The organism is Agromyces rhizosphaerae (assembly GCF_027925245.1).
GTDB classification, from domain to species: Bacteria; Actinomycetota; Actinomycetes; order Actinomycetales; family Microbacteriaceae; genus Agromyces; species Agromyces rhizosphaerae.
The window spans coordinates 1,320,134-1,335,704 of the sequence record NZ_BSDP01000001.1 but is presented as its reverse complement, the minus strand read 5'-3'; the positions used below and the strand labels follow the sequence as shown (position 1 = coordinate 1,335,704).

Below are 15,571 nucleotides of genomic sequence, written 5' to 3'. Positions count from 1 at the left end.
TGTGTCGGTGCCGGCTCACGCCGGCGGGGTCGGGCCGGGCTCGTCGTCGAGCGCGGCGAGTTGGTCCTCGAGATTGAAGACCTCGGTCAGTTGGGGGGCGCCCTGGTCGGGACGGGCGCCGTCGAGCGCCACGAAGAACGGGGCCATCTCGGCCTCCCACGCCGCGGTGCGCGGGTCGGCGGCGAGCGCGCGCTGGGCGGCCTCGTCGTCGTCGGTCTCGTAGTAGCCGATGAGGAGCCCGTCGGGGCGGAGGAAGAGCGAGTAGTTGCGACGCCCGGCGTCGGCGATCGCCTGGAGCATCTCGGGCCAGACGGCCGCGTGGCGGCGGGTGTACTCCTCGAGGCGATCGGGGTGCACCTGGAGCTGGAAGCACACGCGCTGCGGCGCCGGGGTGCTGCTGCTCATCGTCGAGCTCCGTTCAAGTTGGGGGTGAATCGTTTCAACGATACCGCGCCCGGCGTGTCGACCGCAACTCGCGCGGCTAGGCTCGACCCCGAGTCACTCGATGCGGAGGAGCGCCCAGCATGGAACACCAGGAACGGGCGCTCGCCGCCTTCGTCGCCGACCAGCGCGCGGCGGGGGACGCCACCGGGGTCGTCGTGGTCGGCTCGGTCGCGCGGGGCACCGAGCGCGAGGACTCCGACGTGGACGTGTACCTCGTCGTGCCCGACCGCGACTTCCGGCAGGCGCTCGCCGACAACCGCGTCGCGTGGGTCGAGCGCCACGACGTCGACTACCCGGGCGGGTACGTCGACGTGAAGCTCACGTGCCCGTGGTACCTGGCCGAGGCCGCCCGCCGCGGCGACGACCCGACGCGGGCGTCGTTCGAGGGTGCCCGCGTCGCCTGGTCGCGCGACCCGGGCCTGGGCCGGGCGATCGATGCGGTCGCCCGGCTCGATGACGCCGAGTGGGACCGGCGCGTCGCCTCGCATCTGGCGCAGGTGCGTATCCACGGCGGCTACTTCCTCGAGCAGTCCGTCGCGTTCGGCGACGACTTCCTGCGGTCGCATGCGACGACCCACCTGACGCTGGCCGTCGGGCGGCTGGCGCTCGCGAAGGCGCGACGATTCCTGCGCGGCCCGAAGTACGTCACGGCCGCGATGGCCGACCTGCCCGTGCCCGGCGACGTGGCCGCAGCCTGGCACGAGACGGTCGGGACGGGCTCGCCGGAGGCATCCGCCCGCCTCGTCGCCGCCGTCGAGGCGTGGACCGGCGACATGCTGCCGGCCGAGTCCACGCTCTCGACGTTCATCCGCGACAACGAGCTGGCGTGGCTCCGGGGCACGCTTCCCGCGGAGTACGCCTGAGCCATCTGCGCATCACCCCTTGACGGCGCCGCTCGTCATGCCCGCCACGATCTGCCGGTTGAAGAAGATGTAGAGGATCAGTGGCGGGATCGTGATGATCAGGATGTTCATGAACAGCAGGTTCCACTGGTTGCCCGACTGCGAGAGGAAGTTGTACAGCGTGAGCTGCACGGTCGGCTCGCCGGGGAGGAAGTACAGGGCGTTCACGAACGTGTTGAACACCGTGACCGCCTGCACCACGATCACGGTCACGATCACGCCGCGCAGCAGCGGGAAGATCACCGTGAAGAACAGGCGCATCGACCCGGCGCCGTCGATGATGGCGGCCTCGTCGAGCTCCCGCGGGATCGCGGCGACGAACGCGCGGATCAGCAGCACCGTGAACGCGAGCCCGAAGGTGACCTCGATGAGGATCAGGCCGATCAGCGTGCCGTAGAGCTCGAGCGACTGCATCACCCAGACCGTGGGCACCACGGCCGGCGGGATGATCAGTCCGGCGAGCACGAACAGCATGACCAGCGGGTTCCAGCGCGACTTCCGGCGCTGCAGCACGTAGCCGACCATCGAGCCGAGGATCACCATGATCGAGACGGCGGCGATCGTCAGCACGATCGAGTTCCAGAACGCGGTGACCACCATGTAGTTGCGCGTCTCGAGCACCGCGATGAAGTTCTCCCAGAGCATCCACTGCTCGGGCGGTGCGAACGCGAACAGCGACGCCTCCTGGCGCTCCTTCCCGGCCTGGAACAGGATGAACAGGAACGGCAGCAGGAACACGACGATCGAGGCGAGGATCGCGAGCGACCCCATGCCGTACCGCTGCAGCTTGGCCCTCCAGGTCATGGGACGCCGCCTGCGGATCTTCATCGGCTTCTGGCCCTCGGCGACCTGGGTCGTGACGACGCGCGTCTCGCTCACTGCTCGACCTCCCTCTTCCGGAGCCACATACTGAGCGGCACGACGATCGCGGTGACGACGAGGAACAGGATCACGTTGCCCGCCGTGGAGAGGCCGTAGAACCCGGCCTGGTACTGCTTGTAGATGACCGACGCGATGACGTCGCTCGTGAAGCCCGGTCCGCCTCTCGTCATCGCCCAGATGAGGTCGAACGACCGGAGGCCGCCGATGAGCGACAGCAGCACGACCGTGCTGGTCGCCGGCCACGACAGCGGCAGCGTGATGTGCCGGAAGCTGTGCCAGGCGTTCGCGCCGTCGACGCGTGCGGCCTCGTAGTACTCCTGCGGGATGCCGACGATGCCGGCGATGTAGATGAGGGTCGCGAGGCCCACGCCGCGCCAGACGTCGACGAGGGCGACCGAGTAGAGCGCCAGCGCCGGGTCGGTGAGCCAGCCGGGGCCGTCGATGCCGAACCACCCGAGCACAGCGTTGATGGCGCCGTCGAACGGGTCCATCAATGCGCGGAACGTGAAGCCGACGCCGATCACCGAGACCAGCACCGGGAAGAAGACGACCGAGCGGAGGTACCCGCGGCCGATGACGCTCGAGGTGAGCAGCACGCCGAGCAGGAGGCCGAGGATGACCTTCAGGCCCGAGGTCATGAAGCCGAAGATGAAGGTGTTGATGAAGCCCTGCACGAGCGCCGGCTCGCGGAAGAACTGCACGTAGTTCTCGAACCCGATGAACTCGACGTCGAAGATCGACCACCGGGTGAGGCTGAAGTAGAACGACGAGATCGTCGGGACCAGGAACAGCACCGTGAAGAGGATGCCGGCCGGGATGTAGAACCAGAGCGGGTAGGCGCTCTTCATGGTGCGCCGCTTCGGCTTGCCGTTCGTGCGTGGGGGCGGGGTGGTCTTCGCCGTCGGGGGCGTCGCTGTCGCGGTCATCGAATCTCCATTGATCAGTGGTCCGCCGACGAGCGAGGGGCCGGCAGCCGGGCGGCTGCCGGCCCCTCCTCGTCGATGGACTACACGTTACGCGTCAGGCGCGCCTACCAGTCGAGACCGAGCTGGGCGGCCTGCTTCTCCACGTCCTCGTCGTAGAGCGCGGCGCCGTCCTCGGCCGAGCGGATGCCCGAGCCGACCTCGACCGTGATCTGCTCGAGGGCCGGTCCCTTGATGGGGGAGAGGAACTCGAGCGCCGGAGCGGTGCGACCCTCGTCGAAGTAGGGCTGCATGTCCTTGACCAGCTGGGGCACGTCGTCGGGCAGCGTGCAGTTGGTCATCGAGAACGGGCCGTTCGCGCCACCCGCGGTCACCTGGATCTCGCAACCCTCGGCGGTGACGGTGAAGGCCATGAAGTCCTTCACGGCCTCGAGCTTCGCGCCCTCGGTCGTGTTCGGAATGTAGATTCCGGCGGGCTGCCACATCGTCAGCGTCGTGTCGGCGGCGTCCTGTGCCGGCAGTGCGAACACGCCGACGTCGTTCAGGTTCTCCGAGTACGAGTTCTGCAGCACGCCGACCGCGAAGCTCAGCATCGGGTACACCGCTGCCTCACCGGTCGCGACCATGCGCACGCCGTCGTCGTAGAGCGCCGAGGCGAAGTCCTCGTTGAAGAGGTCCTCCTCGTAGGCGTCCTGCTGGTTCAGGAAGCCCTGCAGCGCCGGCTGGTCGACGTACTTGGCGTTGCCCGCCGTGTACTCCTCGGCCCAGCTCGGGTCCTGCGTGTCGACGTTGCCGAAGTCGCCGAGCACGAAGAGCTGGCTCGTCCAGGTGTCGCCGTAGGTCTGGGCGATCGGCACGTAGCCGGCGTCCTTGACCGCCTGGCTGTTCTCGATGAACGTGTCCCAGTCCTCGGGGACCTCGAGGCCGAGCTCCTCGTAGATCGGGATGTTGTAGAGCGCGGCGCCGGCCATCGAGGTGCCGATCGGCGTGCCGTACACGCCGTTGTCGGTCGAGACGACCGTCTTGAAGTCGTCGGTGAGGTCGGCGACCCAGGGCTGGTCGTCGAGGTTGGTGAGCGTCTGGTCCGGCCCGAGCGCCTGGAAGAGCGAGCCCGAGTTGTACAGGAACAGGTCGTTCATCTCGCCGGTCGCGAGGCGGGTCTTGACGATGTTGTCGCCCTCGCCGCCGCCCGGCCGCTGCTCGATGTCGAACGTGATGTTCGGGTTCTCGGCGGTGTAGGCCTCGGTGAGCGCCTCGACCATCGAGACGGTCTGCTCGCCGTTGTCGATGAGGAACGAGAGCTCGATGGCCTCGTCGCCACCGCTCGAGTCGTCACCGCTGTCGGCGGAACATGCGGCGAGGGGAAGGGCCAGCAGGGCCGCTCCCGCCACCGCCACGGCGCGGGTGCGCCGGTTGCGTGCGATCTGCATCTTTACCTCCTTGTAAAGAGAGCGGACAGCCCTGGTGCATGCTGCCCCGCCTCTGCTTTGAAACGGTTCAGTTGGAACTGTAGGCCTGTTGTCCCCGCTCGTCAAATGATTCTCGGTAACGATCGTGCAACGCATTGATTCGTTTCAGTGGACAACTCGCCGCGCCGGTCGCACGGTATCGGGCGAACCGGTTGACAGAAATCGTGAATCGATTCACGATTACCACAGCCCGGGCGACGAGGCCCGGAGCGGAAGGATCACGATGAGCGACCCCCGTACCGTACGCGTCGACGCAGGGGCCCCGCGCGGCAGCGACATCGTCGCGTCCGCCCGGCCCCGCCTCTCCTGGGCGACCGAGACGGACGCCCCCGGCTGGCTCCAGTCCGCGGCCGAACTCGAGCTCCGCCGGGGCGACGACGTCGAGACGTCGTCGGTCGCCGGCCGGGACTCGGTCGACGTGCCCTGGCCGTTCGCGCCGCTGGCACCTCGCGAGCACGTGGAGCTGCGGGTGCGCACCACGGGTGCCGACGGGGCGACCTCACCCTGGAGCGAGCCCCGCGGCATCCGAGCCGGCTTCCTCGCCGACGGGGAGTGGGATGCCGCGCCCATCGCCCACGCGGCCCCCGACGGCCCCGCGCAGCCGGTGCTGCTGCGCACCGAGTTCGCACTCGACGCCGGCGTGGCAGCCGCCACCCTCTACGCCACCGCGCTCGGTGCGTACCAGGTCGCGATCAACGGCACCGACGTCGACGAGCAGGTGCTGAAGCCCGGCTGGACGCCGTACCGCGAGCGGCTCATCCACGAGACGACGGATGTCACGGGGCTGCTGCGCGACGGTGCCAACGCCATCGGCGTGCGGCTCGCCGGCGCCTGGGCGACCGAGGAGTACGGGTTCCGCGACCACGCCCGCCGCGTCTACGGCGAGCAGCCCGCGTTCGCGGCCCTCCTGGTGGTCGAGTACGACGACGGCAGCGAGCTGCGCGTGCGCACCGGGCCGGGCGCCTGGTCGTCGCATCCGTCGCCCGTGACCGCGAGCGGCATCTACGCGGGGGAGTCGCACGACGCCCGACGCGAGCTGCCGGGCTGGTCGGAGCCCGGGTTCGACGCGTCGGCGTGGACGCCTGCCGCGCCCGGCCCCGAGCTGGTCGTACCCGAGGCGCGCACCTCGCCCTTCGTCCGCCGCATCGAGGAACTCCCCGTCGCCGAGGTGATCACGACGCCCTCGGGCGCGACCGTGCTCGACTTCGGCCAGAACCTGGTCGGCCGCCTGCGCATCACGGTGCGCGGCGCGGCGGGCGACACGGTGATGCTGCGCCACGCCGAGGTGCTCGAGCACGGCGAGCTCGGCGTGCGGCCGCTCCGCGCGGCCGAGGCCACCGACCACTACACGCTGGCGGGTGCCGGCGAGGAGACCTGGGAGCCCGAGTTCACCTTCCACGGCTTCCGCTACGCCGAGGTCTCCGGCTGGCCGGGCGAGTTCGACCCGGCCGACGTCACCGCGGTCGTGATCCACAGCGACATGGAGCGCACCGGGTGGTTCGACACCTCGCACGACCTCGTGCGGCAGCTGCACGAGAACGTCGTCTGGGGCCTGCGCGGCAACTTCCTGTACCTGCCGACCGACTGCCCGCAGCGCGACGAGCGCCTGGGCTGGACCGGCGATATCGAGGTCTTCGCGCCCACCGCGAGCTTCCTCTACGACGTGCGCGGGTTCCTCGACTCGTGGCTCGTCGACCTCGCCATCGAGCAGGTCGACGGCGTCGTGCCCTTCGTGGTGCCGAACGTGCTCGACGCCGACCCGACCCCCGCCGCGGCGTGGGGCGACGCGGCGACCGTCGTGCCGTGGGTGCTGGCCGAGCGCTTCGGCGACGAGGAGGTGCTCGCGCGCCAGTACCCGAGCATGGTCGCGTGGACCGAGGCGATCCTCGCGATCGCGGGCGACCGGCGGCTGTGGGAGGGCAGGTTCCAGTTCGGCGACTGGCTCGACCCGGATGCCCCGCCCGAGAACCCGTTCAAGGCGAAGACCGACACCGACATCGTCGCGAGCGCCTACCTGTTCCGGTCGGTCGACCTCGTCGCGCGCGCGGCGGAGCGCCTCGGGCATGCGGCCGATGCCGAGCGGTTCGGCCGGCTGCGCGAGGAGGTGCGCGAGGCGTTCCTCGCCGAGTACGTGACGCCGTCGGGCCGCATGGTGTCCGACGCGCAGACCGGCTACGCCGTGGCCATCGAGTTCGGCATCGCCCACGACGCGCAGCGCGACGCGCTGGGGGCTCGCCTGGCCGAGCTCTCCCGCCGCGGCGGGTACCTCATCGGCACGGGCTTCGTGGGCACGCCGATCATCGCCGACGCCCTCAGCAGCACCGGGCACGTCGACACCGCACGTCGGCTGCTCACCGCGACCGGCAACCCCTCGTGGCTGTACCCGGTCACCATGGGCGCGACCACGATCTGGGAGCGCTGGGACTCGATGCTGCCCGACGGGTCGATCAACCCCGGCGAGATGACCTCGTTCAACCACTACGCGCTCGGCGCGATCGCCGACTGGATGCACCGCGTGCTCGCCGGTCTCGCGCCCGCCGCCGACGGCTACCGCGCGCTGCGCATCGCGCCCACGCCGCTCGAGGGCTTCGACCACGCGTCGGCCGAGCATCTCACGCCGTACGGCACTGCCAGGGTGGCGTGGCGCCGCGAGGGCGACGACGTCGCGATCGAGGCGACCGTGCCGCCGAACACGACGGCGACCGTGCACCTCCCGGGTGCACACGACGAGGTCGAGATCGGCTCGGGCGTGCACGCGTGGCGGGTGCCGGCGCCGGCGAGCCCCCCGTCGCCGGGGGTGGTCTCGCTCGAGAGCCCGCTCGCGGACATCGTCGACGACCCGGAGGCGTATGCGGCGCTCGCCGGCGCGCTCGACGGCGGAGAGCCCGGCAGCTCGGCGCCGATGCTGCGCAGCATCGCCTGGGTTCCCGGCCGCGACCTCGGCGAGGCGATCCGCATGCGCACCACCGCCGTCCAGTTCGACGCGGTCGCGGCGGCGCTGGGCGAACTGAATCGCGAAAGGGGGCTGGCCGGGTGACCGACACCGCGCTGCGGCGCGGTGGCATCGGACTCGCCGCGCTGGCCGACTACCTCGACGACCGGCCGCTCCACCGGCCGGGCGACGAGGGGGCGGCGGCGCTCGCCGAGGTGCTCGGCGTGCCCGCGCACGGGCCGACGAGCGCACGCGACACCGGCGGCTGGCGCACCGACGGGCTGCGCGGCGGCGCGCTCGAGTGGGACGCGGGGTACGGCGCGCCGACCGAGGCGTGGTGGGTCGCGCCGGAGGGCGAGGGGCCGTTCCCGACGGTCGTGCTGCTGCACGCGCATGGCGGGGTCACGCACGTCGGCGGCCGGCCGATGATCGACGTCCCGGGCGACGACGGCCGCGTCCGGGGGGCGCGCGAGCGCCTCTACTCGGGGCTCGGCGTCGGCAACGCGTTCGCGCAGGCCGGGTTCGCGGCGATCGCCTTCGACACCTTCGGGTGGGGCTCCCGTCGCGTCCGCCTGCGGCCGGGCACCGCGACGGCACCGCTCCTCGCGGCGCTCGAGGCGACGGATGCCGCGAACGGCATACGGCTCGACGAGCCCGCGGCAGGCGACCGCGAGACATCCGTGCTCGAACCCAGCCTCGCCCGTGCCGCCTCCCTGCTCGGCACGTCGTTCGCGGGCCTCGTGGCGCACGACGACCTCGTCGCGCTCGATGCGGTGCGCGCGCTGCCCATGGTCGACGCCGACCGCCTCTCGCTGTTCGGCTACTCCGGTGGCGGGGCGCGGGCGGCGTACCTGGCCGCGCTCGACGGCGGGTTCGACGCCGTCGTCGTCGCCTGCATGATGACGACGTGGCGCGCCCTCGTGCCCGACCACGTCGAGGCCCACTCCTGGCTCGTCAACAGTCCCGGACTCCCGCGCCACGCCGAGCTGCACGAACTGCTCGCCGCGCCGCTACGCCCACGGCGGCTCGTGCAGTACGGGCTGCACGACGACCTGTTCCCCGAGGCGGGCATGCGCGACGCGCACGCGCGGCTCGAGGCATCCGGTGCCGACTACCGCGGCAGCTTCCACGACTCGGGGCATGCGCTCACGCCCGCGATGCTCGCCGAGGCCGTCGCGTTCGTCGGCGACGGGGAGGCGCCGCGATGATCGCGCTCCCATGCCCTACACTCGCCGACAGGTCGACGGGGCCGGACGGAGGGCGGACGCCATGGCGGTGAGCGTGCGCGACGTGGCCCTCGCGGCATCCGTGTCGGTCGGCACCGTCTCGAACGTGCTCAACCGGCCCGACAAGGTCGCGCCGGCGACCGTCGAGCGCGTGCTCGCCGCGATCCAGGACCTCGGGTTCGTGCGCAACGACGCGGCCCGCCAGCTGCGCGCCGGCCGCAGCCGCAGCATCGGCCTCGTCGTGCTCGACGTGCGCAATCCGTTCTTCACCGACATCGCCCGCGGCGCCGAGGACCGCGCGTCCGAGGACGGCATGAACGTGCTGCTCGGCAACTCCGACGAGAAGCTCGCGCGCGAGACGAGCTACCTCGACTCGTTCGAGGAGCAGCGGGTGCACGGCCTCGTCGTGTCGCCGCTCGACGAGGACCTCACGCGCTTCGCACGGCTCGCCGAGCGCGGCACGCCCGTCGTGCTGGTGGACCGCGAGTCGCCCGAGGAGTCGCTGTCGTCCGTCGCCGTCGACGACGTCGAGGGCGGTGCGCTCGCCGTCGAGCACCTGCTGTCGATCGGGCGCCGGCGCATCGCGTTCGTGGGCGGCCCGCAGGGCATCCGCCAGGTCGCGGATCGCCTCGAGGGCGCGCGCAAGGCGATCGCGCAGGTGCCGGATGCCTCGCTCGAGGTCGTCGCGACGACCTCGCTCTCCGTGCTGGAGGGGCGCCGGGCGGGCGAGGCGCTGCGCGAGCGCGCTGCCGCCGACCGGCCCGACGCGGTGTTCGCCGCCAACGACCTGCTCGCGACGGGCGTGCTGCAGGCGCTCGTGATGATGGGCGGCCTCGCGGTGCCCGACGACGTAGCGCTGATCGGCTACGACGACATCGACTTCGCGCAGGCGGCGGTCGTGCCGCTGAGCTCCATCCGCCAGCCCGCCGTGCTGATGGGCTACACCGCGGTCGACCTGCTCATGCGCGAGACGTCCGATGCCGCGTCCGGCGCCGCGCCCGAGCGCCAGCATGTCGTGTTCCGGCCCGAACTCGTGGTGCGTGAGTCGACCGGCGGCGGTTCCTGACCCGACGACGGTGAGGTGCCCGCCTCAGGCGGTCGCGGACTGCAGGCGCGCCGAGGCGGTCGCCATGTGGGCGGCCATGGCGGATGCCGCGCGGTCGGCGTCGCGCGCCGCGAGCGCGTCGTGCACGGCCCGGTGCTCGCGCAGCGCGATGGCGGCGTGGTCCGGGTCCTGCACCGCACGGTCGACCCAGACGCGCAGCAGCGAGCGCACGATCTGCAGCAGGTCGAGCAGCACGGTGTTGCCGGCGGCGCGCGCGAGGTCCTGGTGGAACGCGAGGTCCGCGGCGACGAACGCGTGCAGGTCGTCGGTGGCATCGGCCATCTCATCGAGGTGCTCGGCGAGGCGTGCGAGCTCCTCGTCGGTCAGCCGCTCGGCGGCGAGGCGGGCCACGTAGATCTCGAGGCCCGAGCGCACCTCGAGCAGCTCGGCGGTGCGCTGCTCGCCGATGAGCATGCCCCAGCTGAGGGTCTGGGGCAGCAGCTCGCTCGCGGTGCCGCGCAGGTAGGTGCCCGAGCCGGGCCGCACGTCGACGATGCCGAGGATCTCGAGCGCCGCGAGCGCCTCGCGCACGGCCGAGCGGCCGACCTCGAGGGTGGCGGCGAGCTGGCGCTCCGGGGGCAGGCGGGTGCCGGCGGCGATCGATCCGCTCGTGAAGAGCTCGAGCAGGCGTTCGGCGACGACCGAGACGGCCGATCGCGCGGGCAGTGCCTGCAGTGCCGCGGTGATCTCCGCAGGCGCGTCGTCGCGGAAGACGGGCATGCGCCACCACCTCTCCTCGGGCAACGAACCTACCGCGCCGCGACGGGCTCCGAACCGCCCTGCGCCGCTCCGAACCTATCGACCCGCTTGAAATTGGTCAACCGGTTTGGTTGAATGGCTGCGCCCGGCGCACGACACCCGGGCGCGCACCGACAGGAGACAGCGTTGACTCGACTCTTCAACGAGCCCGACGCGTTCGCCGACGAGATGATCGCCGGGTTCGTGGCGGCCAACCGGCGGTACGTCCGCAGCGTCCCCGGCGGGGTGGTCCGCAGCACCCGCTCCCCGCAGGGGCAGGTGGCCGTCGTCGTCGGCGGCGGTTCGGGCCACTACCCGGCGTTCGGCGGCCTGGTCGGCCAGGGCCTCGCCCACGGAGCGGCGATGGGCAACCTCTTCGCCTCGCCCGCGACGCAGCAGGTGCACTCGGTCGCGCGCGCCGCCCAGCACGGCGCGGGCGTGCTGCTCAGCTACGGCAACTACGCGGGCGACGTGCTGAACTTCGACGCCGCGCAGGAGCAGCTGCGCGCCGAGGGCATCGCCTGCGAGACCGTCACCGTCACCGACGACATCTCGAGCGCCCCGGTCGCCGAGCGGCACCGGCGCCGCGGCATCGCCGGCGACCTCACCGTGTTCCGTGCGGCCGCCGCTGCGGCGGAGGCCGGCCATGACCTCGCCGATGTCGCCCGCGTCGCGCGCCTCGCCAACGGGCGCACCCGCTCCTTCGGTGTCGCGTTCACCGGCTGCACCCTCCCCGGCGCCGACGCCCCGCTGTTCACCGTGCCCGAGGGGCGCATGGCCGTCGGCCTCGGCATCCACGGCGAGCCCGGCATCGACGAGACCGACATCCCGACCGCGGACGAGCTCGCCGAGCGCCTCGTGGGCGACCTCCTCGCCGATGCCGAGCTGCCCGACGGCGTGGACTCCCCACGCGGCGCGCGCGTCGTGCCGATCCTGAACGGACTCGGGGCGCTGAAGTACGAGGAGCTCTTCGTCGTCTACCGCCGCGTCGCCGAGCTGCTCGAGGCCGCCGGCGTCGAGGTCGTCGACCCGCACGTCGGCGAGTACTGCACGAGCTTCGACATGGCCGGCTGCTCGCTCACGCTCTTCTGGCTCGACGACGAGCTCGCCGAGCTCTGGGAGACCCCGGTCGACACCCCCGCGTACCGGCGCGGCTCGGTCATGCGTGCCGAGTTCGACACGGCGACGGATGCCCCTGAGTCGGCTGACCCCGCCACCCCGACGATCCCCGACGCGACGCCCGCCTCGCGCGCGGCCGCCGCCACCGTGCTCGCCGCGCTCGAGACCGTCGCGGAAACGGTCGACGCCCATGCCGACGAGCTCGGCCGCATGGACGCGATCGCCGGCGACGGCGACCACGGCATCGGCATGCAGCGCGGGTCGCACGCGGCCGTGGCCGCGGCCCGCGAGGCCGTGGAGGCGGGCGCGGGCGCCGGCACGACGCTCGCCCGCGCGGGCGACGGCTGGTCGCACCGGGCGGGCGGCACCTCGGGTGCGCTCTGGGGGCTCGCGCTGCGCGAGGTCGGCGCCACCCTGGGCGACGAGGCCGCGCCGACGCGCGACGCTGTCGCTGCAGGCGTGACCGCGGCCGACACCGGCATCCGCTCGTACGGCAAGGCCGAGGTCGGCGACAAGACCATGGTCGACGCGCTCGTGCCGTTCGCCGACGCGCTGCGCCGCGAGGTCGACGCGGGCTCCCGGCTCGCCGACGCCTGGGCGAGCGCCGCCTCGGAGGCATCCGCTGCCGCTGCCGCCACCGCCGACCTGCTGCCCCGCATGGGACGCGCCCGGCCGCACGCCGAGAAGAGCCTCGGCACCCCCGACCCGGGCGCGCACTCGTTCGCCCTCATCGTCACCGCGGTCGGCGAGACGCTCGCCGCCGCCTCCGCAACACCGAAGGGACCCTCGGCATGACCGACACCGCACCGCTCCGCATCGTCATCGGCAGCGACGACGCCGGATTCGACTACAAGGAGATCCTGAAGCGCGACCTCGAGGCGAGCGACGGGGTCGCGTCCGTCGTCGACGTGGGGGTCGACGCCGACGGCCACACCCCGTACCCGAAGGTCGCCGTGACCGCCGCCGAGCTCGTGCGCGACGGCGAGGCCGACCGCGCGCTGCTCATCTGCGGCACCGGCCTCGGCGTCGCGATCTCCGCGAACAAGGTGCCCGGCATCCGCGCCGTGACCGCGCACGACAGCTTCTCGGTCGAGCGGGGCGTGCTGTCGAACAACGCCCAGGTGCTCACGATGGGCCAGCGTGTCGTCGGCATCGAGCTCGCCCGCCGCCTCGTGCGCGAGTGGCTCACCTACCGCTTCGACCCGACCTCGGCGTCGGCCGAGAAGGTCGCCGTGCTCGACGAGTACGAGACCACCGGCAGCTGCTGATGCCCGCACCCGTCTCGATCGGCATCAGCCTGAAGATGTACTTCGGGCACGCCGACGGCCTGCACTGGTTGCGCGAGGTCGCCGCGCGCGTGCCCGCGCACCCGGCGGTGGCCGACGGACGGGTCGAGTGCTTCGTCATCCCCTCGTACCTGCAGGTGCCGGCCGCCGTCGCCGCGGTCGCCGGGTCGCCGGTGCGCGTCGGCGCGCAGGACCTCGCCACCGAGGACCGCGGCGCGTTCACGGGCGAGGTGTCCGGCGCGGAGCTCGCCGAGGTCGGCGCGACGCACGTCGAGGTCGGCCACGCCGAGCGGCGCCGCCTGTTCGGCGAGACCGAGGAGGTCGTCGCCGCGAAGACCCGGGCCGCGTTGCGGAACGGGCTCGTGCCCGTGCTCTGCGTGGGCGAGGGCGAGCGGATGCCTCCGGCCGACGCCGTCGCCGAGGTCGTCGGCCAGGTCCACCGCGCGCTCGACTCCGCCCCCGCCGGTCGCGTGGTCGTCGCCTACGAGCCCGTCTGGGCCATCGGCGCCCCGGAGCCGGCCCCGGCCGACCACATCACGGACGTCGCGCTCGGCCTGCGCGCCGCGGTCGCCGAGCTGGAGGGGCGCGACGGCTCCGGCGTGATCTACGGCGGCTCGGCGGGCCCGGGCCTGCTGACCGCGCTCGACGGCGCGGTCGACGGCCTCTTCGTCGGCCGGTTCGGCCACGACCCCGACGCCTTCCTCGCCGTGCTCGACGAGGCCGCCGCCCTCGCCGACCGCCGTTTTCGTGAGTCGTCACGAAGTGCCGCTATCGGCGGGCCGATTCCGACACTTCATGACGACTCGACGGGCTCTGACGCGGGGGAGGGCGGGCGATGATCGGGCTGGGCACCTACGCCTTCTTCTGGCAGCACTCCGACCGGGTGCCCGAGCCGCTCGACCTCATCGGCGCGTTCGAGCAGACCCGGGCGCTGGGCGTCGACCTGTTCCAGGTCTGCGACTACGCGCCGCTGCTCGAGCTCTCCGACGCCGAGATCGGCGACGCGGCCCGCGCGGCATCCGACCTCGGGCTCACCATCGAGCTCGGCACCAAGGGCATCGCGGCCGACCACCTCGCGCGCTTCCTGCGCCTCGCCGACGCGTTCGACGCGCACCTCGTGCGCAGCATGGTGTTCGGCCCCGACTTCCGGCCGACGCTCGCCGAGGCCGAGGAGCTGCTCGCGCGCAGCATCCGCGACTACGAGGCGGCCGGCGTCACCCTCGCGCTCGAGACGTACGAGCAGCTGCCGACCGCCGAGCTCGTCGGACTCGTCGAGCGCGTCGGCAGCGACCGGCTCGGCATCTGCCTCGACCCGGCCAACGTCGTCGCCGCGCTCGAACTGCCGCGCGACACGATCGACGCGTGCGCCGCGCTCACCCGCAACGTGCACGCCAAGGACTCGGCCTTCGCCCGCCAGGACGGCTGGGTCGGCTTCACCTACACCGGCACGCCCATGGGCGAGGGCCTGGGCGAGTATCCGTACCTGTTCGAGCAGATCCGCCCGCGCGAGCGCGGCATCAACGAGATCGTCGAGCACTGGCTGCCCTGGCAGGGCGACCCCGAGACCACCGTCCGCACCGAACGGGAGTGGACGGCCACCGCACTGGAGTACCTGAGGAGCATGTCATGACCGACACCGTGCACAACCCCCCGCAGACCGACACCCACACCATCGCCGTGCTCGGCGCCGGCGGCAAGATGGGGATGCGCGTCTCCGACAACCTCGTCGAGACCGACCACACGGTCTTCTACGTCGAGGTCGCCCCGGCCGGACGCGAGCGCGTCGAGGCCGCGGGCCGCGCGCTCACCGACCTGTCCGACGCCGTGCGCGAGGCCGACATCGTCGTCTTCGCGGTGCCCGACCTCGCGCTCGCCCCGGTGACCGCCGAGGTCGTGCCGCAGATGAAGGCGGGCGCGATCGTGCTCACGCTCGACCCCGCCGCCGCGTACGCGGGCCTGCTCACGACGCGCGACGACGTGATCCAGGCCGTCGCGCACCCGTGCCACCCGTCGATCTTCCTGCAGCGCACCACGCCCGAGGAGTACGCCGACACGTTCGGCGGCATCGCGGCCCCGCAGGACGCGATCGCGGCGATCGAGTCCGACGACCCGGCGAAGCAGGCCATCGTCGAGGCGACCGTGCGCGCGATCTACGCGCCCGTCGTCGACGTGCACTGGGTCACGATCAAGCAGCTCGCGCAGCTCGAGCCGACCCTCGTCGAGACGATCGCGTGCATGATCGGCGCCCTGCTGAAGGAATCGCTCGACGAGGCCGTGAACACCATGGGCGTGCCCGAGGCGGCGGCCCGGAGCATCCTGCTCGGCCACACCCAGGTCGCCCTCGCGAACGGCCTGCGCGGCGACAACCCGTTCAGCGACGCGTGCCTGATCGCGATGGACTACGGCAAGGAGTCGATCATCAAGGACGACTGGAAGAAGGTCTTCCGCGACGACGAGCTCGACAAGAACCTCGCGCGGATGCTGCACCTGGAGCGCATCGAGCGCTGACCCGCGCCACCGAGTACGCAGAGTGCGGGAACCCGCG

Annotated in this window: 14 protein-coding genes; 9 read left to right on the top strand and 5 right to left on the bottom strand. The window is 72.3% G+C overall.

What is annotated here, in order from left to right; all coding sequences use genetic code 11:
• Nucleotides 1-15: 15 nt before the first annotated feature.
• Nucleotides 16-405, bottom strand: a complete 390-nt coding sequence (locus QMG39_RS06315) for an L-rhamnose mutarotase (protein ID WP_281883171.1) — start codon at nucleotides 403-405, stop codon at nucleotides 16-18.
• Nucleotides 406-524: 119 nt separating this feature from the next.
• On the opposite strand from QMG39_RS06315, the gene QMG39_RS06310 reads away from it, so the two are divergent.
• Nucleotides 525-1,307, top strand: a complete 783-nt coding sequence (locus QMG39_RS06310) for a nucleotidyltransferase domain-containing protein (RefSeq protein ID WP_281883169.1) — start codon at nucleotides 525-527, stop codon at nucleotides 1,305-1,307.
• 12 nt (nucleotides 1,308-1,319) lie between these two features.
• Here QMG39_RS06310 and QMG39_RS06305 read toward each other — a convergent pair whose 3' ends face one another.
• The 3 genes from QMG39_RS06305 to QMG39_RS06295 form a co-directional block, all read right to left on the bottom strand.
• Nucleotides 1,320-2,225 carry a carbohydrate ABC transporter permease gene (locus QMG39_RS06305; protein ID WP_281883167.1) on the bottom strand — a complete coding sequence of 302 codons (906 nt, stop codon included), beginning with the start codon at nucleotides 2,223-2,225 and terminating at the stop codon, nucleotides 1,320-1,322.
• The gene (locus QMG39_RS06300; protein ID WP_281883164.1) at nucleotides 2,222-3,154 is read right to left on the bottom strand and encodes a carbohydrate ABC transporter permease; all 933 of its coding nucleotides are present in this window, start codon (nucleotides 3,152-3,154) and stop codon (nucleotides 2,222-2,224) included. The genes QMG39_RS06305 and QMG39_RS06300 overlap by 4 nt, the downstream gene beginning before the upstream one ends.
• Nucleotides 3,155-3,258: 104 nt before the next feature.
• Entirely contained in the window at nucleotides 3,259-4,581 is a 1,323-nt protein-coding gene (locus tag QMG39_RS06295; protein ID WP_281883162.1) for an ABC transporter substrate-binding protein, read from the bottom strand.
• A gap of 262 nt (nucleotides 4,582-4,843) precedes the next feature.
• Here QMG39_RS06295 and QMG39_RS06290 point away from each other — a divergent pair, with 262 nt between their 5' ends.
• The 3 genes from QMG39_RS06290 (at nucleotide 4,844) to QMG39_RS06280 (ending at nucleotide 9,844) form a co-directional block, all read left to right on the top strand.
• Nucleotides 4,844-7,657: an alpha-L-rhamnosidase gene (locus QMG39_RS06290; RefSeq protein WP_281883160.1), complete on the top strand. Its 2,814-nt coding sequence runs from the start codon at nucleotides 4,844-4,846 to the stop codon at nucleotides 7,655-7,657.
• The gene (locus tag QMG39_RS06285; protein WP_281883158.1) at nucleotides 7,654-8,760 is read left to right on the top strand and encodes a dienelactone hydrolase family protein; all 1,107 of its coding nucleotides are present in this window, start codon (nucleotides 7,654-7,656) and stop codon (nucleotides 8,758-8,760) included. The genes QMG39_RS06290 and QMG39_RS06285 overlap by 4 nt, the downstream gene beginning before the upstream one ends.
• 61 nt (nucleotides 8,761-8,821) lie before the next feature.
• Nucleotides 8,822-9,844, top strand: coding sequence for a LacI family DNA-binding transcriptional regulator (locus QMG39_RS06280; RefSeq protein WP_281887185.1), 1,023 nt, complete (start codon nucleotides 8,822-8,824; stop codon nucleotides 9,842-9,844).
• Between the two features lie 24 nt (nucleotides 9,845-9,868).
• Here QMG39_RS06280 and QMG39_RS06275 read toward each other — a convergent pair whose 3' ends face one another.
• Nucleotides 9,869-10,603: a FadR/GntR family transcriptional regulator gene (locus QMG39_RS06275; RefSeq protein WP_281883156.1), complete on the bottom strand. Its 735-nt coding sequence runs from the start codon at nucleotides 10,601-10,603 to the stop codon at nucleotides 9,869-9,871.
• 165 nt (nucleotides 10,604-10,768) lie between these two features.
• On the opposite strand from QMG39_RS06275, the gene QMG39_RS06270 reads away from it, so the two are divergent.
• The 5 genes from QMG39_RS06270 to QMG39_RS06250 are packed head-to-tail and all read left to right on the top strand — an operon-like array spanning nucleotide 10,769 to nucleotide 15,534.
• Complete coding sequence (locus QMG39_RS06270; RefSeq protein WP_281883154.1) at nucleotides 10,769-12,535, top strand: dihydroxyacetone kinase family protein; 1,767 nt, start codon at nucleotides 10,769-10,771, stop codon at nucleotides 12,533-12,535.
• Entirely contained in the window at nucleotides 12,532-13,008 is a 477-nt protein-coding gene (locus QMG39_RS06265; protein ID WP_281883152.1) for a ribose-5-phosphate isomerase, read from the top strand. The genes QMG39_RS06270 and QMG39_RS06265 overlap by 4 nt, the downstream gene beginning before the upstream one ends.
• On the top strand, nucleotides 13,008-13,865 hold the full coding sequence (locus tag QMG39_RS06260) for a triose-phosphate isomerase family protein (protein WP_281883150.1): 858 nt from the start codon (nucleotides 13,008-13,010) through the stop codon (nucleotides 13,863-13,865). The genes QMG39_RS06265 and QMG39_RS06260 overlap by 1 nt, the downstream gene beginning before the upstream one ends.
• Complete coding sequence (locus tag QMG39_RS06255) at nucleotides 13,862-14,656, top strand: sugar phosphate isomerase/epimerase family protein (RefSeq protein WP_281883149.1); 795 nt, start codon at nucleotides 13,862-13,864, stop codon at nucleotides 14,654-14,656. Before QMG39_RS06260 ends, QMG39_RS06255 begins: the two co-directional genes overlap by 4 nt.
• Nucleotides 14,653-15,534, top strand: a complete 882-nt coding sequence (locus QMG39_RS06250) for a phosphogluconate dehydrogenase C-terminal domain-containing protein (RefSeq protein ID WP_281883147.1) — start codon at nucleotides 14,653-14,655, stop codon at nucleotides 15,532-15,534. Before QMG39_RS06255 ends, QMG39_RS06250 begins: the two co-directional genes overlap by 4 nt.
• Nucleotides 15,535-15,571: the final 37 nt, after the last annotated feature.

What these genes read in the sequence shown, in the direction of transcription:
- QMG39_RS06275 (WP_281883156.1), bottom strand. Translation starts at nt 10,603, where the DNA reads ATGCCCGTCTTCCGCGACGACGCGCCTGCGGAGATCACCGCGGCACTG.
- QMG39_RS06315 (WP_281883171.1), bottom strand. Translation starts at nt 405, where the DNA reads ATGAGCAGCAGCACCCCGGCGCCGCAGCGCGTGTGCTTCCAGCTCCAG.
- QMG39_RS06310 (WP_281883169.1), top strand. Translation starts at nt 525, where the DNA reads ATGGAACACCAGGAACGGGCGCTCGCCGCCTTCGTCGCCGACCAGCGC.
- QMG39_RS06260 (WP_281883150.1), top strand. Translation starts at nt 13,008, where the DNA reads ATGCCCGCACCCGTCTCGATCGGCATCAGCCTGAAGATGTACTTCGGG.
- QMG39_RS06265 (WP_281883152.1), top strand. Translation starts at nt 12,532, where the DNA reads ATGACCGACACCGCACCGCTCCGCATCGTCATCGGCAGCGACGACGCC.
- QMG39_RS06250 (WP_281883147.1), top strand. Translation starts at nt 14,653, where the DNA reads ATGACCGACACCGTGCACAACCCCCCGCAGACCGACACCCACACCATC.
- QMG39_RS06295 (WP_281883162.1), bottom strand. Translation starts at nt 4,581, where the DNA reads ATGCAGATCGCACGCAACCGGCGCACCCGCGCCGTGGCGGTGGCGGGA.
- QMG39_RS06290 (WP_281883160.1), top strand. Translation starts at nt 4,844, where the DNA reads ATGAGCGACCCCCGTACCGTACGCGTCGACGCAGGGGCCCCGCGCGGC.
- QMG39_RS06300 (WP_281883164.1), bottom strand. Translation starts at nt 3,154, where the DNA reads ATGACCGCGACAGCGACGCCCCCGACGGCGAAGACCACCCCGCCCCCA.
- QMG39_RS06280 (WP_281887185.1), top strand. Translation starts at nt 8,822, where the DNA reads ATGGCGGTGAGCGTGCGCGACGTGGCCCTCGCGGCATCCGTGTCGGTC.
- QMG39_RS06255 (WP_281883149.1), top strand. Translation starts at nt 13,862, where the DNA reads ATGATCGGGCTGGGCACCTACGCCTTCTTCTGGCAGCACTCCGACCGG.